The organism is Sphingobium sp. TB-6 (assembly GCF_012927365.1).
In the GTDB taxonomy this organism is placed as follows: domain Bacteria; phylum Pseudomonadota; class Alphaproteobacteria; order Sphingomonadales; family Sphingomonadaceae; genus Sphingobium.
Map to the genome: position 1 here is coordinate 230,479 of NZ_JABBGL010000003.1, position 25,427 is coordinate 255,905.

Annotated in this window: 21 protein-coding genes and 1 pseudogene; 9 read left to right on the forward strand and 13 right to left on the reverse strand. The window is 65.1% G+C overall.

All coding sequences use genetic code 11. The features are described from left to right. Positions 1-76 precede the first annotated feature (76 nt). The 5 genes from HHL26_RS06390 to HHL26_RS06410 all read left to right on the forward strand — a co-directional run bounded on the left by HHL26_RS06390 (position 77) and on the right by HHL26_RS06410 (position 7,651). Positions 77-2,665, forward strand: a complete 2,589-nt coding sequence (locus HHL26_RS06390) for a TonB-dependent receptor (protein WP_066559832.1) — start codon at positions 77-79, stop codon at positions 2,663-2,665. Between the two features lie 177 nt (positions 2,666-2,842). After that, positions 2,843-3,601: an energy transducer TonB gene (locus tag HHL26_RS06395; protein WP_066559830.1), complete on the forward strand. Its 759-nt coding sequence runs from the start codon at positions 2,843-2,845 to the stop codon at positions 3,599-3,601. Between the two features lie 116 nt (positions 3,602-3,717). Next, the gene (locus HHL26_RS06400) at positions 3,718-6,213 is read left to right on the forward strand and encodes a TonB-dependent receptor (RefSeq protein WP_066559828.1); all 2,496 of its coding nucleotides are present in this window, start codon (positions 3,718-3,720) and stop codon (positions 6,211-6,213) included. After that, complete coding sequence (locus tag HHL26_RS06405) at positions 6,213-6,974, forward strand: tetratricopeptide repeat protein (protein WP_066559826.1); 762 nt, start codon at positions 6,213-6,215, stop codon at positions 6,972-6,974. The genes HHL26_RS06400 and HHL26_RS06405 overlap by 1 nt, the downstream gene beginning before the upstream one ends. After that, positions 6,968-7,651, forward strand: coding sequence for a Fe2+-dependent dioxygenase (locus tag HHL26_RS06410; RefSeq protein ID WP_066559823.1), 684 nt, complete (start codon positions 6,968-6,970; stop codon positions 7,649-7,651). The genes HHL26_RS06405 and HHL26_RS06410 overlap by 7 nt, the downstream gene beginning before the upstream one ends. 84 nt (positions 7,652-7,735) lie before the next feature. On the opposite strand, the gene HHL26_RS06415 is transcribed toward HHL26_RS06410, so the two are convergent. From HHL26_RS06415 to HHL26_RS06440, 6 genes are all read right to left on the reverse strand, one after another. Next, positions 7,736-7,915, reverse strand: a complete 180-nt coding sequence (locus tag HHL26_RS06415; protein ID WP_066559820.1) for a Trm112 family protein — start codon at positions 7,913-7,915, stop codon at positions 7,736-7,738. Continuing rightward, positions 7,912-8,520, reverse strand: a complete 609-nt coding sequence (locus HHL26_RS06420; RefSeq protein WP_066559818.1) for an LON peptidase substrate-binding domain-containing protein — start codon at positions 8,518-8,520, stop codon at positions 7,912-7,914. The genes HHL26_RS06415 and HHL26_RS06420 overlap by 4 nt, the downstream gene beginning before the upstream one ends. A 13-nt stretch (positions 8,521-8,533) precedes the next feature. Further along, on the reverse strand, positions 8,534-9,445 hold the full coding sequence (locus HHL26_RS06425; RefSeq protein WP_066559816.1) for a tetratricopeptide repeat protein: 912 nt from the start codon (positions 9,443-9,445) through the stop codon (positions 8,534-8,536). 200 nt (positions 9,446-9,645) lie between these two features. Further along, positions 9,646-10,041: a DUF2141 domain-containing protein gene (locus HHL26_RS06430; RefSeq protein ID WP_176392234.1), complete on the reverse strand. Its 396-nt coding sequence runs from the start codon at positions 10,039-10,041 to the stop codon at positions 9,646-9,648. A 38-nt stretch (positions 10,042-10,079) separates the two neighbouring features. Continuing rightward, on the reverse strand, positions 10,080-10,805 hold the full coding sequence (locus HHL26_RS06435) for a sterol desaturase family protein (RefSeq protein WP_066561946.1): 726 nt from the start codon (positions 10,803-10,805) through the stop codon (positions 10,080-10,082). A gap of 45 nt (positions 10,806-10,850) precedes the next feature. Further along, the gene (locus HHL26_RS06440; protein WP_066559813.1) at positions 10,851-11,741 is read right to left on the reverse strand and encodes a prephenate dehydratase; all 891 of its coding nucleotides are present in this window, start codon (positions 11,739-11,741) and stop codon (positions 10,851-10,853) included. A gap of 188 nt (positions 11,742-11,929) precedes the next feature. Here HHL26_RS06440 and HHL26_RS06445 point away from each other — a divergent pair, with 188 nt between their 5' ends. Continuing rightward, a complete protein-coding gene (locus HHL26_RS06445; protein ID WP_066559810.1) occupies positions 11,930-12,565 on the forward strand; it encodes a cytochrome c family protein in 636 nt (211 codons plus the stop codon). 89 nt (positions 12,566-12,654) lie between these two features. Then, positions 12,655-13,104: pseudogene (locus HHL26_RS06450) on the forward strand (GNAT family N-acetyltransferase); the annotation flags it as partial. A gap of 22 nt (positions 13,105-13,126) precedes the next feature. Here HHL26_RS06450 and HHL26_RS06455 read toward each other — a convergent pair. Together HHL26_RS06455 and HHL26_RS06460 are read right to left on the reverse strand one after the other, a co-directional pair. Continuing rightward, positions 13,127-13,936, reverse strand: a complete 810-nt coding sequence (locus HHL26_RS06455; RefSeq protein ID WP_066559808.1) for a kinase — start codon at positions 13,934-13,936, stop codon at positions 13,127-13,129. A 2-nt stretch (positions 13,937-13,938) separates the two neighbouring features. Then, complete coding sequence (locus HHL26_RS06460) at positions 13,939-15,255, reverse strand: hemolysin family protein (protein WP_066559806.1); 1,317 nt, start codon at positions 15,253-15,255, stop codon at positions 13,939-13,941. Positions 15,256-15,408: 153 nt separating this feature from the next. Between HHL26_RS06460 and HHL26_RS06465 the strand changes: the two genes are divergently transcribed. After that, positions 15,409-16,089 (forward strand): OmpA family protein, encoded by a 681-nt coding sequence (locus HHL26_RS06465; RefSeq protein ID WP_066561943.1) that lies wholly within the window; start codon positions 15,409-15,411, stop codon positions 16,087-16,089. Between the two features lie 87 nt (positions 16,090-16,176). Here HHL26_RS06465 and HHL26_RS06470 read toward each other — a convergent pair whose 3' ends face one another. The 4 genes from HHL26_RS06470 to HHL26_RS06485 form a co-directional block, all read right to left on the reverse strand. Next, positions 16,177-17,049, reverse strand: coding sequence for an FAD:protein FMN transferase (locus HHL26_RS06470; RefSeq protein ID WP_066559803.1), 873 nt, complete (start codon positions 17,047-17,049; stop codon positions 16,177-16,179). Positions 17,050-17,150: 101 nt separating this feature from the next. Next, a complete protein-coding gene (locus HHL26_RS06475; RefSeq protein ID WP_082748678.1) occupies positions 17,151-18,035 on the reverse strand; it encodes a DUF4198 domain-containing protein in 885 nt (294 codons plus the stop codon). A 75-nt stretch (positions 18,036-18,110) separates the two neighbouring features. Next, entirely contained in the window at positions 18,111-18,641 is a 531-nt protein-coding gene (locus HHL26_RS06480; protein WP_066559799.1) for a DUF2271 domain-containing protein, read from the reverse strand. A gap of 17 nt (positions 18,642-18,658) precedes the next feature. Then, positions 18,659-19,315: a PepSY-associated TM helix domain-containing protein gene (locus HHL26_RS06485; RefSeq protein WP_066559796.1), complete on the reverse strand. Its 657-nt coding sequence runs from the start codon at positions 19,313-19,315 to the stop codon at positions 18,659-18,661. A 257-nt stretch (positions 19,316-19,572) separates the two neighbouring features. Here HHL26_RS06485 and HHL26_RS06490 point away from each other — a divergent pair, with 257 nt between their 5' ends. Beyond that, entirely contained in the window at positions 19,573-20,538 is a 966-nt protein-coding gene (locus HHL26_RS06490) for a VacJ family lipoprotein (protein ID WP_066559793.1), read from the forward strand. A gap of 45 nt (positions 20,539-20,583) precedes the next feature. On the opposite strand, the gene HHL26_RS06495 is transcribed toward HHL26_RS06490, so the two are convergent. Beyond that, positions 20,584-25,239 carry an NAD-glutamate dehydrogenase domain-containing protein gene (locus HHL26_RS06495; protein WP_066559791.1) on the reverse strand — a complete coding sequence of 1,552 codons (4,656 nt, stop codon included), beginning with the start codon at positions 25,237-25,239 and terminating at the stop codon, positions 20,584-20,586. Positions 25,240-25,427: the final 188 nt, after the last annotated feature.

Below are 25,427 nucleotides of genomic sequence, written 5' to 3' on the forward strand. Positions count from 1 at the left end.
TATTCGCAATAGCATTGACTATGCGAACGAGTCGCAATAGCAGGATCCCCAAGGTTCAAAAAGGGGTTCTGTTTTCATGTCCAAAGCAATGTCACGTCCTTCCTTCCTGGCGCTGAGTTGCGTCGGCGCGATGGCCTTCGCCTCCACCGCCCATGCGCAAAATGCTACGCAGGACGGCGCGCGGGGCGCCAAGCTCGGCGGGATGACGGTCACCGACACGGCGATCGACGAGTCATCGATCAAGGTCGAGAAGGCGGAGTCGCCCAAATATACCCGCCCGCTGCTCGACACGCCGCAGACCATCACGGTGATCGGCAAGGAAACGATCCAGCAGCAGAATCTGCTGACGCTGCGCGAAGTGTTGTCGACTGTGCCGGGCATCACCTTCGGCGCGGGTGAGGGCGGCTTCGGCTATGGCGACCGCATCATCCTGCGCGGCCAGGACGCCAAGAACGACGTCACGGTTGACGGCGTGCGCTCCGGCGCGTTCCTGAACCGCAATGAAGTCTATAATATCGAGCAGGTCGAAGTCACCAACGGCGCCAATTCGGTCATGAACGGCGGTGGTTCGGTCGCGGGCACGATCAATCTGGTGACGAAGCGTCCGCTGGCCGATGATCAGACCATATTGAATGCAGGCATCGGCACCGATAATTATTATCGCGCGACGATCGACGCCAACAAACGGGTCAATGATCTGATCGCAGTGCGCCTGAACGCCGTCTACCACAGGAACGACGTGCCGGGCCGCGATGTCGAGGATTATGAACGCTGGGGCATCGCGCCCGCCATCACCATTGGTATCGACGGGCCGACCAGCCTGACGCTCCAGGGCGAATATCTGGATGACAAGGCAATGCCGCAATATGGCATTCGCTACTTCCCGGCGCTGGGCGGCATCGTCAAGGACTTCGATCGGTCGGGCTATTATGGCTTCGCCAATCTCGACCATCAGGACAGCAAGACGAAGTCGCTGCAGGCGATCTTCAGCCATGCCTTCAGCGACACGGTCAAGATCCGCAACCTGACGCGTTACGAACATATCCGCCAGGACACGGTCACGAGCCAGCCGAACGGCGTCTTCTGCCTCGACAACGGCACGGCGGGCGGCTTCAACCCGGATACCGGCGGCGCCTGCACGCTGCGCGTCGGATCGACCGCCATAGGCCAGACGCTCACCATTCCGGTCGGTTATTATGTCCCGACCGGCGGTCGCGGCAACCAGCGCTTCATCACCAATGAGACGGCCTATAACCAGATCGACCTAAGCGCCGATTTCGATACCGGCGGCATTGGCCATACGCTGGTCGTCGGCGGCTCGGCCTTGTGGGAGCGCTACGATCAGTTGCAGGGCAGCCTTGGCCGTACCGCCAACGGTTTCGATCCCTATGCCGCGCCGTTCAGCGCACCGGCCAGCGGCAACGGCACCGCCACTCCGACCTACGGCGCCGGGAGCAGCCTTGGCTTCTACCTTCCGCTCGTCAACATAGCCGATCCGTCTTCGGGCATCGTCGGCCCGGCCGCCACCAGCGGCCTGGCGCGCGTCTATGGCAGCAACGCTTATGTCGGTCCCGTCAACTTCATCCTCGGCACGCATAATGTCGGTGAGCAGACCAGCTACGCCGCCTATCTGTTCGACACGCTGAAGTTCACCGACTGGTTCGAAATCAACGGCGGTCTGCGCTACGAGAAGGTGAAGGGTTTCAACCGGACCTTCAGCTATGTGACCGCGCCGGGCGCCACGCTGGGCCAGTTGTCGCCGCCCGCCGCCGGAGCGACCAATCCCACCTATCTGAAGGTGGAGGACAATCTCTTCTCCTTCCGTATCGGCGCGGTCGTGAAGCCGACGCCGAACACCAGCCTCTATGTCGCCTATGGCAACAGCAAGCTGCCCTCCAAGTCTTCCGTCGACGGGAGCTGCACGGCGGACAACGCGTCGGGCGGGAGCGGCACCTGCAACGTCAGGCCGGAAACGACGAAGAATTACGAGATCGGCGCCAAGGCGGACCTGTTCGACAAGAAGCTGTTGCTGACGCTGGCCCTGTTCCGGAACGACCGCGACCAGATCAAGGTGGTGTCAGGCGATCCGACCCTGCCCGATCAGGCGACGGACGGCTTCCAGCGGGTGGAGGGCGTGTCCTTCGGCGCGTCGGGCAACATCACCAGCAACTGGACGATCTCCGCCAACTACATGTACCTCAAGAGCAGGATCAAGCAGGGCGTTTCAGACTATTGCCTTGCCCATCCCGGCGCGACCGATCCGGCGGCAGGCACCTGCGCCAACAGCGCCGCCTTCCCCGATCCGACGGCGGGCTATTCGCTCACCAATACGCCCAAGCATTCGGGCAGCCTGTTCACCACCTATCGCTTCGGTTTCGGTCTGGAACTGGGCTATGGCCTGACCTATCAGGGCAGCTTCCTGCTCAACCAGCCGACGCTCGCCCAGTTGGTCGCCAACGGCTATGTCGGCTATCGGGTGCCGAGCTACACCATTCACCGCTTCATGGCCTCCTATCCGATCACGGAGAATCTGAAGGCGCAGGTGAATGTGCAGAACTTCACCAATGAGAAATATGTGACGACCGTGCGCAACAACACCGGCAATAGCTGGGCGCAGCCGGCCCCGACCCGGTCGGCGGTGTTCAGCCTCAACTATATGTTCTGATCAAGCCTCATACCCCCGGCACTTGTCCCTTGCCGGGGGAAACGGGCGGGTGGCGATGCACTCCTCTCCTCCTCGGGTCGCCACCCGTCCGGTCCCTTTTCAATGATGCGATTGATTCGTATTAGATTTATCGTTATGAGCGGGCCTCTCGCCCGCACGGCTCAAAGGGAATCTGGCATGCTTCGCGTAGCGGATGGATTTGAGGCGGCGGATGACCTGTTTATCTCGCCACCGGCAAGCTTGGCCCTCGTTTCCAGCGCGGCTGTCCAGCCCAACGTGCCGCCCGCCCGTTATGGAGCGCGGAGCGGGATAAATGTGCCGGCGGTCATCCTGATCGCGCTGCTCCATGCCGTCCTGATCGCCGCGCTGATCCAGGCCCGGCATCATGTGCAGCGCGTGCGGGAAACGCGCTTGTCGGTCGTGAACCTGTTGCCACCGCTGCCCCCTCCACCGGCAGCCGATACGTCACCACCGCCGTCCCCACCGCAGGTCGTCGCGCCGCCGCCACTGGTCCAGGTACCTGTGCCGCCCGCTCCGACCGTGGTGACGACGCCGGACGCCTTGCCCCCTGCGCCACCGGCTCCCCCTGTGGCGATCGCTGCTCCGCCCGCTCCACCGGTCGCATCGCCAGGCACCGGCATCGTTCAGGGCGGCGACCTCGGCACGCAGATGGTCGCGGGCAGGCCGCCCCGCTATCCGATCGAAAGCCGCCGCAAGCGCGAGCAGGGCACGGTCGTTCTCGCCCTGACGCTGGGGGTCGATGGCGCGGTGGACAGCCTCGGCATCGCGCAGAGCAGCGGCTTCCCCCGACTCGACCATGCGGCCCGTGACGCGGTGCGCGGCTGGCGCTGGAAGCCTGTGATGCGCGACGGGCAGGCCGTTCGCGTCAAAGGAGTAGTCGAAATCCCCTTCATTCTGCGCAGCGAAGCGGGGTAGGAGAGGGGCGGCCTTCCCACCCTATTCTGCTTTTGTTTCTCAATAGTGTTTGACTCTGAGAACGCGTCTCAATAACTGCCCTCCCAAAAGAAGGCAGAAAAAGGGGACTATCCGTCATGCAATCCGATAACCGCCGCCGCGTGGCGCCCGCCTTTCTGGCGCTGGGCTGCGTCGGAGCCTTTGCATCGAGTCCCGCCTTGGCGATCGACAAGGCTGACGACGCTGCGGCCGATCAGCAGACGAATGCAGGTCAGATCATCGTCAATGGCCGCTATAATCAGGAAATCATCTCGCCCAAGGCGACCGCGCCCCTGATCAACACGCCCCGGTCGATCGCGATCGTCAGCGAAAATGTGATCAAGGATACCGGATCGGCCACGCTGGTGGAGGCGCTGCGCACCGTGCCGGGCATCACCTTCGGCGCGGCGGAGGGCGGCAATCCGATCGGGGACCGTCCTTTCATCCGCGGCTTCGACAGCCAGGGCAGCACCTATGTCGACGGCGTGCGCGATACCTCCGCTCAGTCGCGGGAAACCTTCGCGATCGAGCAGATCCAGGTGGTGCGCGGCTCCGACAGCTCGCTGGGCGGGCGCGGCAGCGCGGGCGGGTCGCTCAACATCATTACCAAGCTGCCCCGCGACCGCGATTTCGCCAGCATGGACCTGTCCTACGGCACCGCCGACTACAAGCGGATCACGGCGGACATCAATTACAAGCTGACCGACTCGGTCGCCTTCCGCGTGGCGGGCATGTGGCACGATCAGGACGTGGCCGGTCGCGACGCCATCTGGCAGAAGCGCTGGGGCGTGGCGCCTTCGCTCACCATCGGGATGAACTCTCCGACGCAGCTCACCCTGTCCTGGTATCATCTCGATACGGACGAGCTGCCCGACAGCGGCATTCCCTATACTTATGTCTGCTCGACCACGACCTGCAACGCGCCGACCGGCTTCACCTTTTCGGAACCGGCGATTGGGGATGTGACGCTGGCCAACGGCACCACAGGCCATGTCGGCCGCGACACTTTCTACGGCCTTGAGAACCGCGATTTCCGCAAGAGCAAGACGGACCAGTTCACGGTTCGCGCCCAACATGATTTCGGCGGCGTGACGCTGCGCAACACGGTGCGCTACAGCCACAACAACCAGGCCTATATCTATACCCAGCCCGACGACAGCCTGGGCAATGTCTATAATAACGGCCTGGTGTGGCGCCGCGCCAACAGCCGCTACGGCTATGTCGATACGCTGACCAACCAGACCGACCTGTTCGGCAAGTTCAACACTGGCGGCATCGAGCACAGCTTCGCCGCCGGCGTCGAATTTTCCTGGGAAAAGGCGCGGCGCGGTTCCTATGTCACCCGCGGCCTGCTCAACACCAGCGGCAATAATGTGGGGAGCGAGGCGCTGACGACCGGAGGGACTCAGGGCGCCTCCACCCGTTGTTCCGCCGCAGCCCAGTTGCGCTATAATTGCACCAGCCTGTTCGCGCCCAATCCGGCCGATCCCTGGGTCAACTATGCCAATGAAACCTCCCCGGTTCCGGCGGCGATCTCCAGGACTCTGCCAATCGCGGAAACGCAGACCGACGCCGATACGCAATCGGCCTATCTGTTCGATTCGATCACGCTGACGCCCTGGCTGATCGCCAATCTCGGCCTGCGCTTCGACAGCTTCAAATCCTCGGTCCTGCCCGGTCAGCCGATCGCGGCGACCCAGAGCTTCCGCCTGACGCGGGAGGACGATATCTGGAACTGGCAGGCGGGGCTGGTGGCCAAGCCGACACCGAACACCAGCATCTACGCCTCCTATTCCACCGCCGCTACGCCGCCGAACAGCCTGGTGGGCGAGGGGCAGGAAGGCAACAGCTTCGGCACGGTCAACAATGCGGCGGGCGTCGACGCGCTCAAGACCGAGCGGACCAAAAGCTACGAGGTCGGCGCCAAGGCGGATCTGTTCAACTCCCGCCTGTCGCTGAACGTCGCGCTGTTCCGGACCGAGACGAAGAACGCTCGCGTCACTGGCCCGAACAATACGGTCGAGTTCGTCGGTGAGCGCCGGATCAAGGGCGTGGAACTGGGCTTCAACGGCGAAATCCTGCCCAAGTGGAGCGTCTTCGGCGGCTATACCTATATGGACGCCAAGATTGTCGACGGCGGTTTCACCGCGCTGACGGCGGCCGCTGTTCCGGGGCAGCCGACGACCAAGACGGTGCTGGTGGAATCCGTCAACACCGGCCGCCAGTTCCCGCAGACCGCCAAGCACAGCTTCTCGCTCTGGACCAATGTGGAAGTGCTGCCCAAGCTCAACATCGGCGGCGGCGCCTTCTACATGAGCCGCGTGTTCGGCGGCTATGCCGACGACCGGAAGGCCACGCAGGACAGTTCAGGCGCGGTGACGGTCAGCCCCGCGAGCAGGATCATCGCCCGGTCGGTGCCGAGCTACTGGCGCTTCGACGCCCGCGCCAGCTATGAGTTCAACGACAAGGTAAGCCTCAGCGTCAATGTCCAGAACTTGACGGACAAACTCTATTTCAGCCAGGCCTTCTCCAACCATTATGCGACGATGGCAGCAGGGCGGTCGGCCTTCGCGACGCTCAGCGTCAAATATTGATGGCGCAAGCGTCCCCGCCTTCGCTGGCCGATCTGAGCGCGATGAGTGCCGAGGCACTTGCCGCGCGGCTGGCGGAGCCGGGGGCGGATCGCGCCGCATTGATCCGCGTGGCGGCGGAGGGTGGCGTCGCCCAGGCGCAACTGCTGCTGGGGCAGATGCTGCTGGACGGGACCGAACTGCCCGCCGATCCGCGCGCGGCCTTCGGCTGGTTCAACCGGGCGGCGGCCAGCCATGACATGTTCGCGCTCAACATGGTCGGGCGTTGTTATGAGCTGGGCTGGGGCATCGCCATCGATCTGGATCGCGCCACCGAATGTTATCGCGTCGCCGCCGGGCAGGGGCTGGCCGAGGCCATGTATAATTATGCGACCCGCCTCGCTTTGGTGGAGGAGTACGAGACGGCGCTGGACTGGTTTCGGCGGGCGGCGCTTGATCCGGGGCTGATCGGGGCCAAGGCGGCCAATTATATCGGCAGCTTTCACGAGGACGGCTGGGCGGTCGCGGTCGACCGGGCCGAGGCGCTGCGCCATTATCGTATCGCTGCCGAGGGCGGGGATTTTCGCGGTCAGTTCAATCTCGCCCGGCTGCTGGCCGAGGATGGCGCGATGGAAGAGGCGCTGCGCTGGCTTGGCCGGGTGCGGGAGACGGCTACGCCCGCCTTCATGGCCAAGGCGGCCGACTATCTGCGCCATTCGTCCGATGAGATAGCGCGGCAGGCGGGTCTGGCTGCCCTGCTGGAACAGGAGTTGCCGACATGCTGACCGTCATTCCCGAGCTGCTGGATGCCGATACCGTAGGACGCGTCCGGGCGCTGATCGACGCGGCGCAGTGGGTCGACGGCAACGTCACCTCCGGGCATCAATCGGCCTTGGCCAAGCGCAATCTGCAATTGCCCGAAGACTGCGCTGAAGCGAAGCAGGCGGGACAGATCGTGCTGGATGCGCTGGGCCGCTCGCCCTTGTTCATTGCCGCCGCCTTGCCGCTCAAGGTCTTTCCGCCCTTGTTCAACAGCTATGCGGGCGGACAGGCCTTCGGCACCCATGTCGACAATGCGGTGCGGATTCAGTCCGGGACCGGCTTTCGCGTGCGCTCGGACCTGTCGATCACCGTCTTTCTGGAGGAGCCGGACAGCTATGACGGCGGCGAGCTGACGGTCGAGACCAATTTCGGCGTACAGCAGGTGAAGCTGGCCGCCGGGCATGCGGTGCTCTATCCGTCATCCTCGCTGCATCGGGTGGAGCCGGTGACGCGCGGGCGGCGGGTGGCGAGCTTCTTCTGGCTTCAGTCCATGGTGCGGGACGATGCGGCACGGCAGATGCTGTTCGATCTCGACAGCAGCATCCAACAACTGGCGGTCGATCTGGGGCATGATAATGCGCAGGTCATCCGTCTGACGGGCGTCTATCACAATCTGCTGCGGCGCTGGGCCGACGCCTGATCGCATAAGGGTTGCGGGACAGCGAAGAATTGTGAGGTGGAATATGGGCCACCATCTGCTCAACCCGGGCATTTCCAGCCCGAATCAACCGCCGATAGCCCGCGCCTCGCGCACCACCAGCACCGGCACGCCATCCCGCACCGGAAAGGCCAGCCCCGCGGCCTTCGACACCAGCTCGCTCCGTTCCGCATCCCAACGCAGCGGCGTGCGCGTTACCGGGCACACCAGCTTGGCGAGCAGCGCCGGATCGGGCGCCTCGCTCATTGCATCGTCGCTCCGCCGTTGCGCTCGATCCGCCCGACGATCTGCATGAGCTGGATGATCCGGTCCGCCCGCTCGTTCAGAGTGTCCGCTTCCAGCAAGGTCTGCTTGGCCGCCGGATCGAAGGGCACGATCTGCGCAATCCCATTCACCAACGCCATGTCGTCCAGCCGCGACACCGCCGTCCAGTCCACCACATAGCCCAGCGCATCGGCAAAGCGCCGCGATTCCTGCTCCAGCGCCGCCCGCTCGACGGCAGAGAGGATTTCATCCTCTTGCCCGATCGGCTCCACATCCGCCTCGATCTGGCGAAAGGCGGTGGGCACGTCCAGTTCCCGCACCACCCGAAAGCGCGCCAGCCCCTTCAGCAGGATATTGTAGCGTCCGCCCTCCAGCGCCTCGATATGGGTGATATGGCCCAGGCAGCCTACATCGAACAAGGCCGGCTTCACGCCTTCCTCGCGCGGCTGGATCATGCCGATGCGCCGGTCGCGGGCCATGGCGTCATGAATCATCGCTTGATAGCGCGGCTCGAAAATATGCAGCGGCAGTTCCATGCCCGGCAGCAGCAGCGCGCCGGGCAGGGGAAAGATCGAGATGCGCGACATGACCCTGCGCCGATCAGGAGAAGAGTATCTGGGAAAGCTTGCGCCGCTGCCCCGCGACCCAGGGGTCTTCCAGCCCGGTCGCCTCGAAGAGCTTGAGCAACTGCGCCCGCGCCGCGCCGTCATTCCATGCCCGGTCGCGCCGCACCAGTTCCAGCAATTCTTCCGCCGCCCGGTCGCGGTCGCCATTGGCCATCAAGCCATTGGCCAGTTCGAAGCGCGCTTCATGATCGTCGGGATCGGCCGCCACCTTCGCCTCCACGCCCGACAGGTCCGCCACCGGCCTGGCGTCTCGTGCCAGGGCGATCGCGGCGCGGGCTCGCTCCACCGCCTGATCCTTGGCGATATCGGCGGGGAGAGCCGCCAAAACCGCTTCCGCCTCGTCCCACTGCCCCAGCGCCACCAGCGCCCGCGCCTCGCCCGAAGCGACATCGGCATTGTCCGGCACCATTTGCGCGACCTGCTGGAACACCGACAGCGCCCGCTCCGCTTCGCCGCCCGTCAGCAACTCCTCGCCCATGGCGATCAACGGCGCGATTTCCTGAAGCTGCGCCTTCTCATCCGATTCGATCGGCAACTGGCCCAGCAACTGGTCGAGATACTGCTTGAACTGCCCCTCTGTCCGCGCCTGGCTGAGGTCGGCTACCGGCTGGCCCTGGAACACCGCATAGACGGTCGGGATCGATTGGACACGGAACTGCGCGGCGATGAACTTGTCCTCATCGACGTTGATCTTGACCAGCTTGACGCCCTTTGCCGCATAATCGGCGCAGACCTTCTCGATCACCGGGGCGAGCTGCTTGCACGGCCCGCACCATTCGGCCCAGAAATCGACGATCACCAGGCTGGTGCGCGACGGCTCCACCACATCGCGGCGGAATGTTTCCACCGATGCCTTGTCGGCCTCGCTCAGTCCAAGGGTCGCCACTTCACTTATCTCCTGCTGCAAACGCGGTTGCCAAGCCGCTCTCATACAGCGCCTTATGTGGGGCGTCACCCCATAGGAACAAGGGAGATTGGAAGGCGTGGCCGGTGCCGATCGCGCCGATCGGCCGGGCCTCGATCCGGCGAAGGAAATGATGGTCGAGTCGGCATGATCGGCCAAAATCAGCGCATATTTGCCTCGCCCTAAAGGAAATATTTGACCTTTATATCCTGCCGCACCGCAGTCCCCGCCATGGCGAACTGCGCAGAGCGGAAGCTGGGCGCGCCGAAACGGATCGCCGGATTGCGCGAAAAACCGACCCCTTCACGCGGAATGCCTGCGAAGGTGTCCAGCTTCCCATTGCCATTTTCGTCGTGAATGATGGCAATGGCATAGGTTCCCGGCTCCATCCGCCCCAGCGCGATGGCGCCGGACGTCACCGGCACGGTGAAATGCCGTCCCTCGGGATCGTCGCGGCAATCGGGAAAATGCGCTGCCTGCCGCGTGACGCAGATCAGGAAATCGCCCTTGACCGATCGCAAGCCCCGCACGTCCAAGCTGAGCGGCTGCGCCTGGTCGGGGGGAGCGGCGCCCGCCATCATTGCCGCCGCGACGATCGTCAACCCTGCCTTGATTCTCACGTCGCCTCCTCGAAGCTGCCCAATCCCCTGTCGGTCCCGCACAGCCGGTCCCAGAAGCGGAAATAGAGCCCATAATTGCACGCATATTGCTCATGATGCCGCTGATGATGACTGGCGGTGATCAGCCAGCGCCCGGCTGGACCCTGCACCATCCAATGGGGAAACATTTCCCACCCCATATGGTTGCTGACGCCCATCACGGTCATGATCGTCAACACCACGCCCAGCGCGGCCACATGGATCGGAATCAGGAACAGCAGCGCCGGGATCACGACCGCGCCGGTCAGCGCTTCCCAGGGGTGGAAGCTCATCGCGGCCCAGGCCGTCGGCGGGCGGCTGGCATGATGCACGGCATGGGCGATCCGGAACGGCCGGGGCCGGTGCATCCAGCGATGCGTCCAGTAGAACCAGGCGTCATGCGCGGCGAGATAGAGCAGCACGGACAGCGGCAGATACCAGAGCGGTAAGGCGTGAACGTCGGTATAGACCCGCGTCCAGCCATGCGCCTGCCAACCCCAGGCGACCACGCCCGCAGGCACGCCATAGATCAGCGCGGACGCCAGCGACCAGGTGATTTCCCGCCGGATCTGCTGGTGCAGCCCGGCATAAAGGCCCGGCTTGCGATAGCGGGTCGCCAGCGCGAAAGCCCCGCTGGCCAGCAAATAGCGCACGCCCACGATCATGCTCATGGCCAGGGTGGACAGAAAGATGGTGGCAGGCATGGCGCTGACCTTAGGCAGTCCGAAGCCCGCCGTCACCCACAGGCTTCAGGTGCGGGGGCGCGCCTGCCGATAGCTGCCGAGTATCCGCACCCATTTGGTATGGAATTCCAACTCCGCCAGCGCCCGGTCGATCGCCGGATCGCCCGGCATCCCCTCGATGTCGCAATAGAATTCCGTCGCGGCGAAGCTCGCGCCCCGCTGATAGCTTTCCAGCTTGGTCATGTTGACGCCGTTGGTGGCAAAGCCGCCCATCGCCTTGTAGAGCGCGGCCGGAATATTCTTCACCTCGAACAGGAAGGTGGTCATAACCGGGCCAACCCCTGCCGCCGGCATTTTCGGCTCGCGCGAGAGGACCAGGAAGCGCGTCATATTGTCGTCGCTATCCTCGATATTCTCCGCCACCAGGCGCAGGCCATAGAGTTCCGCCGCCAGATAGGGCGCGATCGCGCCTTCGCCCGCCACTCTGGTTTCCGCGACCAGCGCCGCCGCGCCCGCCGTATCGGCATAGGAAACCGGCTGAATGCCCCGCTCGCGCAGATAATGGCGGCACTGGCCCAGCGCCTGCGGATGGCTGACCGCGCTCGTCACCGGCGCGATATCGGCCGCCATCAGGCAGTGCCGGATGCGCAGGAAATATTCGTCGATGATGTGCAGCCCGGATTCGGGCAGCAGGAAATGCATGTCGGCCACGCGCCCATGCAGGCTGTTCTCGATCGGAATGATCGCCCGCGCCGCACGTCCTTCCCGCACCGCATCGATCGCATCCTCGAACGCAAAGCAGGGCAGGGGCACGCAATCGGGCGCATAATCCAGCGCGGCGAGATGCGAATTGGCGCCCGGCGCGCCCTGAAAGGCGACCGCGCGCGCGGGATCGACGGCGGCCTTTGCGGCGAGGTCCGCGACCAGATCGCGGGCGGGGGCGGGATAATTTTCCATGGGCGCTAGCGCGCTTATTCGCTTCATCGTGCCCGCGCAAGCATCCTGTCTGGATGCAAAGCCATGAAAAAGCGTGCGCGATCCCTCTCAACCCCGCTTGCGCGTTCGCACTTGCGCCATTATGGCAGCGCGCTAGAGGGGACGCGACAACCAGCGGCCAGAATAGAAATCCAGGGGAATTCGAGCGAATGGGCGATCGTTTCAACACCGCTGCCGGTTGGGCTTTGTTCGCGGGTATCATCGCATTGGGCGGTGCCATCGTCAGTTCCAAATTCTTCCATGAGGAACGGCCCGAGAAATTGGGCTACGCCATCGAAGGCGTCGAGGCGGAAGGCACGGGCGGCGCGGCGAGCGGTCCCGGCCTCAACACCCTGCTCGCCAGCGCGGATGTCGCGGCGGGCGAAAAGATATTCGCCAAGTGCGCGGCCTGCCACACCGTCAACCAGGGCGGCGCCAACGGCATCGGCCCGAACCTTTATGCCACGGTCGGGGAACCGATCGGCCAGGGCAAGGCCGGCTTCGCCTTCTCCGAAGCGCTCAAGAGCAAGGGCGGCAACTGGACTTTCGAGAGCCTGGATCACTGGCTGACTTCCCCGCGTGAATTCGCGGCTGGCACCAAGATGACCTTCGCGGGCCTGGGCAATCCTGCCGATCGCGCGAATCTGATCGCCTGGCTGAACACCCAGGGTTCGAACCTGCCGCTGCCCGCCGCCGATGCGGCTCCGGCTGCTGCCGGCGACAATGCCGCAGCGGTGGAGGGCGGCAATGCCGCTGCGTCCAACGTGGCCGAGGCTCCCGCCGCCAAAGCCGCCACGGGCAAGTAAAAGCTGACCGGCGACCCCGTTCGGGTCGAGGATCTGACGGGCGCGGCCCTGCTGGCCGCGCTTATGAGCGCGATTATCTCACCGCCTATGCGAACAGCCCGGGCGCGCTGATCGCCGGCGCTTTTGCGGGCAATCGGCTGGTCGGCGCCGCCACTGCCGCTCCCATGGCCGACCATGCCGCCGAATTCGCCGCCCCCTTTCGGACATGCGGCATGGACATCGGCCAAATCTATTATTTTGGCGAATCGGTGCTGCTGCCCGACTGGCGAGGGCGCGGCATCGGCCACGCCTTTTTCGACCGGCGCGAAGCCAAGGCACGGGAACTGGGTTTCGCCATGACCAGCTTCTGCGCTGTCGTCCGTCCACCGGATCACCTGGCCCGCCCCACCGGCTATGCGCCGCTCGATCCCTTCTGGCGGGCCCGCGGCTATGCCCCGGCTGAGGGGCTGGTCGGCCATTTTGATTGGAAAGATCTGGGCGAGCCCACCGAAACCAGCCATCCCATGCAATTCTGGGTCAAGTCCCTCGGCATGGATTGACCGGCCGCCGCACGGAGCTTCGTCAGACTCGCGTGCCGCCGATCCCCGTCACCCGCCGCGCCGCGTCGAGCGCGATCGCCAAGTCCGCCCGGCCCGGCATCTCCACCAGCATATGCCGGGTCAGCCGCTCATAATGCTGGATGAAGCGCGCCACTTCCGCATCGGACATGCCACCCGCCGCCGCCTTTCGCAGACCATGCTCCTGCTGGGTTCGCCAGCGCCGTACCACCTCGAAGCCCGGCGCGGCCAGCATCACCAGCCGGTCGAGCCGCCCGAACAGGGTCTGATAATCGCCCGCCAACGCCCGATTCACAAAAGCGCGCCAGACACCGTCCGCATCCTCTTCCCGCTCCAGGGCATTGACCGGCGCCGCAAGCTCCGATGCCTCCTGAGGTCGCGCACCCACGCACCAGCCTTCCAGCAACAGGAGCCGCGTCCCCGCCGCCGCCCGTTCCCACCGCGCCTCTGGCAAGCGGTCATCCGACGCCTTGTCAAAGCGCGGCAACAACGCCGCCTCGCCGCGCTCCAGCGCTTCGATCACCTGCAATCCCAACGCCACGTCATGCGTCCCCGGCACCCCCCGCGTGCGCAGTAGCGGATGCACGGCCCTGGCCAGAGCCTCCCGCTCCGCCCGCGTACGATACAGATCGTCGATCGAGAGGATCGCCGCTGGAACCCCGTCCTGCGCGAGCCGCGTCCGCAATCCGTCCGCCAGGGTCGATTTGCCGCTGCCCTGCGCCCCGCACAGCCCGATCACCAGCAGCCGGTCACCGCGCTCCGCCAGCGCCCGCCGCACCAGTTCGTCGACCGCATCCAGCGCCTCATGCGCCATTGCTAGCGCGCCGCGATCAGCAGCTTGTCGATCTTGCGCCCGTCCATATCCACAATCTCGAATCGCCAGCCCTGATCGTCGATGAAATCGCCCACTTCGGGCAAGCGCTTGAGCAGCCACAGCGCATGGCCTGCGACCGTCGCATAATCTCGATCATCCGGCAGGTCGATGCCGATCCGCTCGGCCAGCAGGTCGACCGCCATCTGGCCCGACACCAGCAGGCTGCCATCCTCTCGTTCGACCAGATCGGGTTCATCCTCGCTGCCCAGATCGGACACGAAATGCCCGGCGATGGCGGACAGCAGGTCGGCGGGCGTCGCAATCCCCTCGAAATGCCCATATTCGTCATGGACCATGACCATCGGCACTTCGGCGCGGCGCAGCACTTCCAGAGCGTCCATGGCGTCGACCTGGTCGGGCACGATCTCCACCTTGCGCATCAGCGTTTCCAGGTTCAGCCCTTCGCCCCGGAACAGCGCCGTCATGATGTCGCGCGCCTGCACGACGCCGATGATGTCCTCCACCGTGCCCCGGCCCACCGGCAGTCGTGTGTGCGGCGTATCGAGCAACTTGGCGCGAATCGCCTCCTCATCGGCATGGATGTCGATCCAGTCGACATCCATGCGCTGCGTCATCACCTCGCGCACCGGGCGGTCGGCCAGCCGCACCACGCCGGAGATGATGGCGCGCTCGCTTTCCTCGATCACGCCGGACTTGCTCGCTTCGGCCACGATCAGATGCAGTTCCTCCGCCGTCACATGATGTTCCGATTCGCGGGTCATTCTGAGCAGGCGGAAGATCAGCGCGCTCGACCTGTCCAGTAGCCAGACGATGGGAGCGGTGATCCGCGCGAGCCACAGCATCGGCGCCGCCATCACCACGGCGATCGGTTCCGGTGCGCGCAGGGCGAACTGTTTGGGCACCAGCTCACCGATGATCAGCGAGGCATAGGTGGTGAGCCCGATCACCAGCGCGAAGCCGATATTTTCCGAGACATTGGCCGACAGGCCCAGCACCTGCAACCGCTCGCCCGTCGGTCCGCCCAGGCTGGAGCCCGAATAGGCGCCCGCGACGATGCCGATCAACGTGATGCCGATCTGAACGGTGGAGAGGAACTTGCCCGGATCGGCCTGCGCCGCGAGGGCGGAGCGCGCGCCGCGCCGTCCCGCTTTCTCCATCGCCTGAAGGCGCGGCTTGCGGGCGGACACGATAGCCAGTTCCGACATGGCGAAAACGCCATTCAGCGCGACAAGCGCCAGAATGATGACGAGGTCGACCCAGGGAAAGGGCGTCGGAGCGTGCGGGGGGATATTGGCCATGGCGGTCAAGGGCCACCTATAACCTTGATTCTTACAATTTCACAACCGTTCCATCAGCCACAGTTCAGTTCGCTTGTGGAACAAATGCTCCGTCTCGACCATTGGGGATGCATCCGTCGCTTGTCGGACGCACAAAAAAAGGGAATTGAATCCATGCGGAATTTTCATCGCATCATCGGCGCGGCCGGGCTGGCCGCCATGCTGGCCACCACCGCCTGCACCACCGATCCCAACACCGGCAACCGCACCATTTCCAAGGCCGCGATCGGCGGCATCGGCGGCGCGCTGGGCGGCTATTTGCTGGGCGATCTGGTCGGTGGGCGGCATGACCGCACCGAAAAGATATTGGGCGCGGGCATCGGCGCGGTCGCGGGCGCGGGCATCGGCGCCTATATGGACGCGCAGGAAAAGAAATTGCGGGAAGAAACCGCCGGCAGCGGCGTGGACGTGATCCGCGATGGCGACAATCTGGTGCTGCGCATGCCGTCGGGCATCACCTTCGCCACCGACAGCTCCGCCGTGCAGCCGCAGTTCCAGCCGACGCTGAACGATGTGTCATCGGTGCTGGCGCAATATCCCAAGACCTATATCGACGTATACGGCCATACGGACAGCGACGGCACCGACGCCTATAACCAGAGCCTGTCGGAACGGCGCGCGCAGGCTGTGGGCGATTATCTGACGACTCACGGCGTCCAGTCGGCGCGCATCGCGACGCGCGGCTTTGGTGAGACCCAGCCGATCGCCTCCAACGCGACGGCGGAAGGCAAGGCGTCGAACCGCCGGGTCGAAATCAAGATTGCTCCGGTGACGGAGCAGGATGTGCGGAGCTGAGGCTGACCCAGAACTGCAATGGGCCATTCCAAGACATTCCCTCTCCCGCGTGCGGGAGGGGGCGTGTCTGAAATCCACCCAATCCAGTCACTCCAACATGGCGGCGAGGGCGGGGGTCATATATTCCTGCCCTCCGGATGCCGTCCGCTGCATCAGGCAGGCGGCGATGCCCTGGCGCGTTGCGAGGGCCATGCCCCGGTCTTGGCCCAATATCATGATCGCGGTAGCCCAGGCGTCCGCCAGCATCGCGCTTTCGTGGAGGACCGTGACGGAAGCGACATCGTTTGCGATCGGGGCGCCGGTCTTGGGGTCTATGCTGTGCGAGAGGCGGGTGCCGTCCACCTCGCGGAAGCGGCGATAGTCGCCGGAGGTCGCGACCGACAGGCCGCATAGCGCAATGCGCAGCGTGGGCAGGGACAGGCCGGGAGGGGCTTCCACATCGACCCACCAGGGCTGGAGGGCGGGCTTGACGCCCTGTCCCCGCAATTCGCCGCCAATCTCTATGAGGAAATGCGCGGCGCCGAGGCCTTGCAGGGCCATCGCCACGGCATCCACCGCAAAGCCCTTGGCAATGCCGGAAAAGTCCAGTGTCACGTCGGCGGTGCGGCGGGCGCGGTCGCCCTCTACCTCGATCGCGGTCCATGGCGCGGGGTGGTTGGGCGCGGCGGACAGACCTGTGAGGCCGTCTGGCCCGAAGCCCCATCTCGCGACGAGGCGGCCCACCGCCGGATCGAACGCTCCGCCGGACAGCCGCGCCATGTCCAGCCCTGCGCGCAGCACGGTCATCATGTCGGCAGGTAAGGGCACCCATTGGCCGACCGGCGCGGCGTTGAAGCGGCTGATGGCGGAATCCGCTTCCCAATTGCTCATTTGCGTGATGACGCGGTTCAGCACTGCCTCGATCGCCATCGCGCTGCCCGGCGGCGCATCGACGATGCGGGCCGACCAGCTTGTGCCCATGGTCGGCCCGCCGAAGTCGCTGATCCGGCCCAGCCCTTTCCTTGGCCCGAAGGCGTCGGGCGACAGGCCGGGCGGGATGGCGATGCGGATGGGGGTGGGGGTCAGCCCTGCACCTCGACCGTCATGGCATAGGTGGCGCGGTCCTGCGGCGGACCCATGGGGCGCGGGGCGCCTTCGCCTGCGGGATTGGCCTGGCTCTGCGGATTGCCAGCGCCAGGGTTTTCGCCCGGACCGCGCCGTCCGCCGGTGCTGAGGCTGATCCAATACATGCCTGCTTCCGGCCAGGTGAACGTCACCTTGCCCTGCCCATCGGTCTTGGCATCCATCTGCTTGAGGTCGGAGCGATAGCGGATGCCGCCGGGGATGGCGACCACGTCCAGCCCGGCGGCCGGCTTGCCGTTGAGCAGGAACTGGAAGGTGGCCGCTTCGCCCACGGCAAGATCGTTGGGATGGGTGACGGGCACCATTTCCAACCCCTTGCCGGTCGTGGCGAAGACCTTCCGGTCCGGTTCGCCTGCCGTCACGAAGGTCTCGATGCGCGTCGTTGCGGTCGCGGTCTGCACTTCCGTCGCGCCCTGCGGCACGGCGGTCGCCAGTGTGACGGCAGTGGTGCCGCGCGGCAGCATCTTGCGCTCGCCGTTCAGCATATAGCTGCCCATCAGCATCTCGTTGGTGATGGCGATCTTGTACGTGCCCTTGGCCTTGATGCCGAGGTCGAAGGTCTGGCGCAGCTTGCCGATGGTGCGATTCTCGACCTGCGCCGTGCTGCCGTCGGGGGCGGTGACGACCGGCTGCCAGTCCTGGCCCGGATGGTCGAAATAATAAAGATCGCTGGAAATGGCGGCGTCGACCGTCAGCCATTCATTGCCCGATCCTGCGAACATGGTTTCGGACGGCAGCATCCAGGGGCGCGCGGCACCTGCCATTTGCGGCAGGGTGAAAGCGGTGGCGGCGGCGAGCAGCAGGAGCTTGCGGAATTTGGTCATCGGCTTATCTCCTTGGGATATCTCGAATAATTTAAGCCGTATTCCTGCCTGCGCAGGAACACGGAGGAGGCAGGCTTAACGTGACAGGACGGCGCTGACCGCGCCCAGTTCGAACTTGCCTGTGGCGCTGCCTTTGCCCCCTGCGACGGTCACGTTGAGCGGCACCCGCACCAGTTCGCGGCCGCCATTTTCGCGGGCGGCCTCCACCACCACCGTATATTTGCCAGGCGTCAGCGTCGGCATGCCGCCCTTGCCGACGGTGAAGCTGAGCTTATGGGTGCCGGGCGCGCGGGTGGCGCCGGATATGCCGTCGGCGGGCAAGGTCAGCGATCGGCCCGAGGCGCGCCACCACATGCGAATGTCGCGCAGCCATTTGGCGCCACCATTGTTGCGCTTGTCGACATCGTAGAGCACCGACAGGGTGCGGGCGGGCGCGCCCTCCTTCTCCAGCCAGATCGCCACATAGGGGCGGTGATATTCGGCCACCGACAAGCGGGGCAGGGTGAGCGTGACGTCCAGCGTCTGCGCGGTCGCGGGAGCGGCGAGGGCGGTGGCCGCGCCCAATGCCGCGCCGCCGGTCAGGACGATCTTGTGGCTGATCTGCATGAGGTGAAAATTCCCGCTTAATGGATGAAGATGATGGCGAGGATCGCCGGAATGGCGAGGCCCATGGCGACCAGCGGCCAGGTGGTCGGGCGCTTCCTGGCATGGAGCCACAGCAGTAGCAGGCCGGTGAGCGCAAAGAGGAAGCAGGCGACGGCGAAGATGTCGATGAACCATTTCCACGCCTCGCCCGCATTGCGGCCTTTGTGCAGATCGTTCAAATAGCTGATCCACCCCCGGCTGGTCGCTTCGCTGGTGACTTCGCCGCTATGCCGGTCGATCGACACCCAGCCGTCGCCGCCAGGGCGAGGCAGGGCGAGATAGACCTCATCCGCCGACCATTCCGCTTCGCCCTTGCCGCTTTGGCCGATCTGCTTTTCGATCCACTGCGCGACGGGGGCGGGAAGGGGCTTCTTGGCGTCGGGCGTGTCGGAGACCGCATCATCCGGAGCGACCCGTTTCAAGAGGACGGGCGGCAAAGTGGCGGATTTGGTGACCGTCTGCGGCGAACCCTCCACATCGGCGGCGTGGTTCAGCGTGATGCCGGTGAAGGCGAACAGCAGCAGGCCGATCAGGCTGATGGCGGAACTCACCCAATGCCAGGTGTGAAGCTGTTTCAGCCAGAAGGCCTTGGGGCTCTTCTTCTTGTTCGGCTGAGCGCGGACGGGGGCGTGCATCGGGAGCGGGACGAGTCCTGTAGGGGATGAGGCTGGCGGCATAACGCGAACGACTCGCAATTGCAAACCTGCCGCTGTGCCAAAATTGTATCAAAATGTACGATGCGAAGCCGGATCGTTGCCGGGCGGCGGCGGCTGGCTGGGGGTTGCGGCGTCCTGCTATTGACGGGTGGCGCCATCCCAACTAGCCGCCTTTGAAACGGGGGTGACATGAAAACGTCATCGGTTCCGATGGCTTACCCGCAAAGGACGAACATATGCTGACGCCAGCCATTGCCGCTGGAATGTTGATGATGGGTGCGCAAGCGGAGGCGGCCGGTGCGTCGCAACCCGCGACACCCGTTGCGACGCAGGCGACCGAAGCAGGGTCCAGTCCGCAGGCCGCTCCGCAAGTGCTGGTCGTGCCACCGCCGCCGGTGATGCCGAACCTGCCCGGCACCGGCAACCAGCCTGCCGTTCCGGCGGCGCGGACGGGCGACATCATCGTCACCGGTCGCACGACTCCGCCGCCGGGCGACCCGATGGAACGGCTCAACATGAAGAGTTTCGAGACGGTACAGGCGGTCGACAAGGCCGTCGTGGAGCCGGTCGCCAAGGCCTATAACAAGGGTCTGCCCAAGCCGGTGCGAAAGGGGTTCCGCAACTTCTTCTCCAACCTGCAGGAGCCTGTGGTGTTCCTGGCCTATATGCTCCAGTTCAAACCGGGCAAGGCGATGGAGACGGTCGGGCGCTTCACCGTCAACACGACGCTGGGCGTGGCCGGGCTGTTCGACGTGGCGAAACGCAAGCCCTTCTTCCTGCCCTACCGGCCCAATGGGCTTGCCAATGTGCTGGGCTATTATGGCGTGGGGCCGGGGCCTTACATGTATCTGCCGATTATCGGGCCGACGACGCTGCGCGACGTTATCGGGGATACGGTGGACAAGATGATCGTGCCCTTCGCGATCGGCAAGCCGTTCAACGAGCCCAAATATGTGATCCCGGCGACGATCCTGAACCAGTTGGGCCAGCGCGCTGCCTTTGACGAGACGATCCAGCAGATCCGCGATGAGGAAAACCCTTATGCCTTCTATCGCGAGCTGTATCTGAACCAGCGCAAGGCCGAGATCGAGGCGCTGCATGGACGCAAGCCCGAGCAACCTGTGGTGCCGGTCTATGGGCCGGGGTTGGGCAAGGTCACGCCGCAGGATGTGATTGAGGGAACGGCGGACGCGCCGCAATAATCCGGCAAGCCGTCATTCCCGCTTTCGCGGGAATGACGGGCAGTTTTACCTTCCCAACAACCCGCGCGCCTGACCGGCGATTTCGGCCAGCATCGCGACATTGGGCGTCGCCGCGGCCTTGGCGCGGTGGACGAGGGCGCGGAATTGCTGGATTCGGGCGCCTTTTTCCTTCAGCCATTCTTCGACATGATGGCCGATGTCCTTGCCCTTGCCCAGGGCAAGGAAATCGAGCCGGACCTGCTGCATGTCGCGCGCCACGCCGGAGATCAGCAGCCGCTCCCACGGATCGGACGGCTCCATGCGCGCTGCGGTGGACTGGACCCAATCGATGCCGACCGCTTCGCCCAGATGGGTGAAGGCGCGGGTGAGGGCGACCTCATCGACCGACAGGCGCCCCGCCAGCGCGGCGATGCCGACCGCGCCGTCCAGCTTGAACAGCCCTGCGGTGCGGCGAGCGAGTTCTGCCGGCGCACCGAGCGACAGCAAGCGATCCGTCACAGCCGTAACGCGGCGCAGCGCTTCGCTGGTGAGCAGGTCGTCCACTTGCTTCGCCAGCTTGCCCACGCCCTTGGCCAGCGCGGCATGACCTGCCTGCGGAAGCGTGCCGGAGGACAGGCTGCGCAATATGTCCGCGATCTGCGCCCGCATGCCGCTGGCGATGTCACCGAACAGGGCGAGGCGCGCGGCTTCGGACATCTCTGCCGCGTCGATATCGTCCCATAGCCGGTGGATGTCGTACAGCCGCTCCGCGATCAGGAAGGCGCTGGCCAGATCCGCCAGCGAGCAGCCCTCCTCCTCCGTCAATTCGAACGGATGGATAAGGCCGAGGCGGTTGACGATGCGGTTCGCGACCTTGGTGGCGATGATTTCCTTCTTCAGCGCATGGGCCGCGATGGCGTCGGCTTCCTTCTTCCGCATCGCGGGGGGGAAGGCGGCGGCGAGTTCGCCGTCCATGCTGGCGTCGGTGGCGAGATCGCCATGCTCGATCGCGTCCTGCAAGGCGAGCTTGGCCGTCGACAGCAGCACCGCCAGTTCCGGGCGGGTGAGGCCAAGTCCATCCTGCCCGCGTCGCAGCAACTGGTCGTTGGCGGCGAGACCCTCAACCTGGCGATCCAGCCGGCCTGATTCTTCGAAGGTTTCGATCAGGCGCACATAGCTGGCAAGGTCGGCGGCGCCGCCCGCCTCCGCGATGGAGAGGCCCAGCGCCTGGAGCCGGTTGTCCTCCAGCACGATGTCGGCCACCGCGTCGGTCATGCTGACCAGCAGCTTGTTGCGATCATCGAAGGGCAGGCGGCCTTCCGCCATTTCCTTGTTGAGCGCGATCTTGATGTTCACCTCATTGTCCGAGCAGTCGACGCCCGCGCTATTGTCGATGAAGTCGGTGTTGATCCGGCCACCACGCAGGGAGAAGGCGATGCGCGCGGCCTGGGTGGTGCCCAGATTCGCGCCTTCGCCCACCACCTTCACGCGCAATTGTTCGGCATTGACGCGCAGGCGGTCGTTGGCCGGGTCAGCGACGTCGCCATGGCTCTGCGCGGCGGCCTTCACATAGGTGCCGATGCCGCCGAACCAGAGCAGGTCGTTGGGGCTTTTCAAGATCGCGGCGATGAGCGCGGTCGGCTCCATGTCCGTGTCGGTGACGCCCAATATGGCCTGCACTTCCGGGGTCAGCGATATGCTTTTCAGACTGCGCGAGAAGACGCCGCCGCCCTTGGAGATCAGCTTCTTGTCATAGTCGTCCCAGCTAGACCGGGGGAGCTGGAACAGGCGGTTGCGTTCATTCCACGACCTAGCCGGATCGGGTTCGGGGTCGAGGAAGATGTGGCGATGATCGAAGGCGGCGACCAGCTTGATCGCTTTCGACAGCAGCATGCCGTTGCCGAACACGTCGCCCGACATGTCGCCGCAGCCGACGACGCGCACCGGCTCGCTCTGCACATCGACGCCCATTTCCGCGAAATGGCGCTTCACGCTGATCCACGCGCCCTTGGCGGTGATGCCCATCGCCTTATGGTCATAACCGTTGGAGCCGCCGCTGGCGAAGGCGTCGCCCAGCCAGAAATTCCGCTCCAATGCGATGGCGTTGGCGACGTCGGAGAAGGTCGCCGTGCCCTTGTCGGCGGCGACGACGAAATAGGGATCGTCGCCGTCATGGATGACGACCTGCGCGGGATGCTTGACCTTGCCCTTGTCGATATTGTCGGTGACGGAGAGCAGCGAACGGATGAAGATGCGATAGCTTTCCGTGCCCTCCGCGAACCAGGCGTCGCGGTCGGTCTGCGGGCTGGGGAGCTGCTTGGGATAGAAGCCGCCCTTGGCGCCCGTCGGCACGATGACGGCGTTCTTGACGCGCTGCGCCTTCATCAGCCCCAGTATCTCGGTGCGGAAGTCGTCACGCCGGTCGGACCAGCGCAGCCCGCCGCGCGCCACTGGCCCGGCGCGCAGATGGATGCCCTCGACACGGGGGCTGTAGACCCAGATTTCTCGCCACGGCAGTGGTGCAGGCAGGCCGGGGATCAGAGCGCTGTTGAGCTTGAACGCCAGCGCTTCCTGCGCCGCGGGGGCGTAGAAATTGGTGCGCAGCGTCGCGGTGATGACGGCGCGCAGCAGGCGCAGCACGCGGTCCTCATCGATCGCGGTGACCTTTTCGAGGCCTTCGTCAATGGCGGTCTGCGCGGCCTGGGCGCGGGCCGCGCCATCCTTCGCATCGGGGTCATGCAGCGCTTCGAACAGTTCGATGAGCTGGCGGGCGATGACCTGTTCGCGCCGCAGCGTTTCGGCAAAGGTCGCCATACCGTAGGCCATGCCGGTCTGGCGCAGATAGCGGAAGAGCGCGCGCAGCAGCACGACCGATCGCTGGTCGAGGCCGGCGGTCACGATCAGTTCGTTGAAACGGTCATTTTCCGCCACGCCTTCGGTGACCTGCGCAATGGCTTCGGTGACGATGTCGGCACGGGCGATCACCGCATCGGCATTGCCGCCCGCGGGCAGTTCCAGGACGAAGCGCTGGACATGGCCGAGCGTGCCGCCCTCCACCGCCGTCATCATCTCGTCGATCACGCGGAAACCGAAATTCTCGAAGGCAGGCACCACTTCGGAAAGCGCGATGGCGTCATGGCTGTAGAGTTTGAGCCGCAGCCGTTCGGGCGCGTCGTCTCCATTTCGGTAGATGCGGATCGACTTGTCGCCGGGACCGGACAGGCCATGGAGCAGACGGATGTCGGTCGCCGCCTCGACCGGACCCGCGCCATTGCGATAGCCCATGGGGAAACCAGGCGCGTAGCGTTGCGCGAGCGTCGCCGCGCGGCCCGCCTCCTCGCCGTCGGCCAGCGCTTCCTCCACGGCGGGCAGCCAGCCGCGCACCATCTGCTTCAACTGCCGGTCGAGCGGTTGTTCGTCCGGCACCATGCCTTCGCCGCGCAGGTCGAGCGTGATGCGCAGCAAAGCGAGGCCGCTTTCCTCCAGCGCAATCGACCAGCTCAACACCGGGCCGTTGCAGGCCTGGGACAGCATGTCCTGCACCGCCACGCGCCGGGCCGTGGTCAGCTCCTCGCGCGGCAGCCAGGCGAAGGCGTAGAGATGGCGGGCGAGCGCGCTTGTCCCCAGCACCAGCTTCGGGCGCGGCCGGTCGGTCAGCGACATGAAGGTCAGCACCAGCCGTTCCAGCGTCTCGCGGTCGAAACCGATAAGAATATCATGGGGCAGGGCGGTCAGCGCATGGGTCAGCACCTTGCCCGCATGGCCGTGCGGATCGAAATTGAACTTGTCCATCAGCGCCGACAGCGCGGATCGCAGCAGCGGCACCTTGTCCGGCGTCGTCGCCAGCCCCGCGCTGGTCCACATGCCGGCGTGGATGGACAGGGCGGTGACCTGCTTGCCCTCCCGCACGGGGACGACGATCAGGTCCAGCAGCACCGGGCGGTGGACGCGGGAGAGGCGATTGGACTTGATGATCAGCGGCGTGCGCTTGCCTTCCTCGAACCAGGTGAAGGCGGCCTCGATCGTGGCGGGGGCCAGCAGCGGCTGGTCGTGCAGGCCGCAGATGCCGATGCGCACATCTGCCTTGCCGCCGCGGTCGCGGCGTTCATGGCCGATCTGGGTGAAATGGCGGGCGAGGAACCAGCGGAGCAGCGCCGCGCCTTCCTCATCGGGCACGGCGTCGGCATCGGCGGCCATCGCCTCGCGCATTTTCGGCCAGTCGGTGACGGCGGCGCGGACATCGGCCAACGTGCCTTCCAGCGCCTTTTCCAGCGCCCGGCGAGCCTTGGCGTCGGCGCGGTCCGCCTCGATATAGATCATCGATTCCCGGCGCGCGCCGGCGGCGTCATCCTTCAATATCGCCTTCAAATGACCCTGGGCGTCACGTTCGACAGAAAGGACGGGATGCAGCAGGCGGTGGATGATGATGTCGGCGGCGGCCAGCGCATTGGCGATGCTATCCACCAGAAAGGGCATGTCGTCATTGACGATGGCGATCCGCATGAAGCGCCCCGTCGCCCCTTCGCCCAGCGTCTCCATGGCGATGGCGACATGGCCGGGGCGGCGGGTCGCGGCGGCGCGCGCTATGAAGCCGGCGGCCTCCAGCATCGCGTCCTGATCGAAGCCTTCACTCTCGCCCGGGAGCGCGCCGCGTGCCAGCGCCGCTTCCAGCGCGTCGTGAATGCTGTGGTCAACCTGCCTCGATTCAGCCAATGCCGTCATGCGCTTGCCTCTTACCCGCGGGATTTGTTCCCGCTTCTTGTGAACGGAGAAGGCGCCGGAGAACCGCCACGCGACTTCTCAAACCGATGCCATCCACTATGCGCCACTGCGTCTTGAGGCTCAACCCAGGGTGAGAAATAAAGTTACTTAAAGTTGTAACAATATGATGCAGCGCAGCATGGGGGACG

Coding starts and splice junctions, on each gene's coding strand:
- HHL26_RS06455 (WP_066559808.1), bottom strand. CDS start 13,936: ATGGCGCATGAGGCGCTGGATGCGGTCGACGAACTGGTGCGGCGGGCG.
- HHL26_RS06415 (WP_066559820.1), bottom strand. CDS start 7,915: ATGAGCGAGGCGCCCGATCCGGCGCTGCTCGCCAAGCTGGTGTGCCCG.
- HHL26_RS06465 (WP_066561943.1), top strand. CDS start 15,409: ATGCGGAATTTTCATCGCATCATCGGCGCGGCCGGGCTGGCCGCCATG.
- HHL26_RS06480 (WP_066559799.1), bottom strand. CDS start 18,641: ATGCAGATCAGCCACAAGATCGTCCTGACCGGCGGCGCGGCATTGGGC.
- HHL26_RS06420 (WP_066559818.1), bottom strand. CDS start 8,520: ATGTCGCGCATCTCGATCTTTCCCCTGCCCGGCGCGCTGCTGCTGCCG.
- HHL26_RS06405 (WP_066559826.1), top strand. CDS start 6,213: ATGGCGCAAGCGTCCCCGCCTTCGCTGGCCGATCTGAGCGCGATGAGT.
- HHL26_RS06435 (WP_066561946.1), bottom strand. CDS start 10,805: ATGCCTGCCACCATCTTTCTGTCCACCCTGGCCATGAGCATGATCGTG.
- HHL26_RS06395 (WP_066559830.1), top strand. CDS start 2,843: ATGCTTCGCGTAGCGGATGGATTTGAGGCGGCGGATGACCTGTTTATC.
- HHL26_RS06445 (WP_066559810.1), top strand. CDS start 11,930: ATGGGCGATCGTTTCAACACCGCTGCCGGTTGGGCTTTGTTCGCGGGT.
- HHL26_RS06495 (WP_066559791.1), bottom strand. CDS start 25,239: ATGACGGCATTGGCTGAATCGAGGCAGGTTGACCACAGCATTCACGAC.
- HHL26_RS06440 (WP_066559813.1), bottom strand. CDS start 11,741: ATGGAAAATTATCCCGCCCCCGCCCGCGATCTGGTCGCGGACCTCGCC.
- HHL26_RS06470 (WP_066559803.1), bottom strand. CDS start 17,049: ATGGGCACAAGCTGGTCGGCCCGCATCGTCGATGCGCCGCCGGGCAGC.
- HHL26_RS06475 (WP_082748678.1), bottom strand. CDS start 18,035: ATGACCAAATTCCGCAAGCTCCTGCTGCTCGCCGCCGCCACCGCTTTC.
- HHL26_RS06490 (WP_066559793.1), top strand. CDS start 19,573: ATGCTGACGCCAGCCATTGCCGCTGGAATGTTGATGATGGGTGCGCAA.
- HHL26_RS06390 (WP_066559832.1), top strand. CDS start 77: ATGTCCAAAGCAATGTCACGTCCTTCCTTCCTGGCGCTGAGTTGCGTC.
- HHL26_RS06460 (WP_066559806.1), bottom strand. CDS start 15,255: ATGGCCAATATCCCCCCGCACGCTCCGACGCCCTTTCCCTGGGTCGAC.
- HHL26_RS06430 (WP_176392234.1), bottom strand. CDS start 10,041: ATGGCGGGCGCCGCTCCCCCCGACCAGGCGCAGCCGCTCAGCTTGGAC.
- HHL26_RS06485 (WP_066559796.1), bottom strand. CDS start 19,315: ATGCACGCCCCCGTCCGCGCTCAGCCGAACAAGAAGAAGAGCCCCAAG.
- HHL26_RS06400 (WP_066559828.1), top strand. CDS start 3,718: ATGCAATCCGATAACCGCCGCCGCGTGGCGCCCGCCTTTCTGGCGCTG.
- HHL26_RS06410 (WP_066559823.1), top strand. CDS start 6,968: ATGCTGACCGTCATTCCCGAGCTGCTGGATGCCGATACCGTAGGACGC.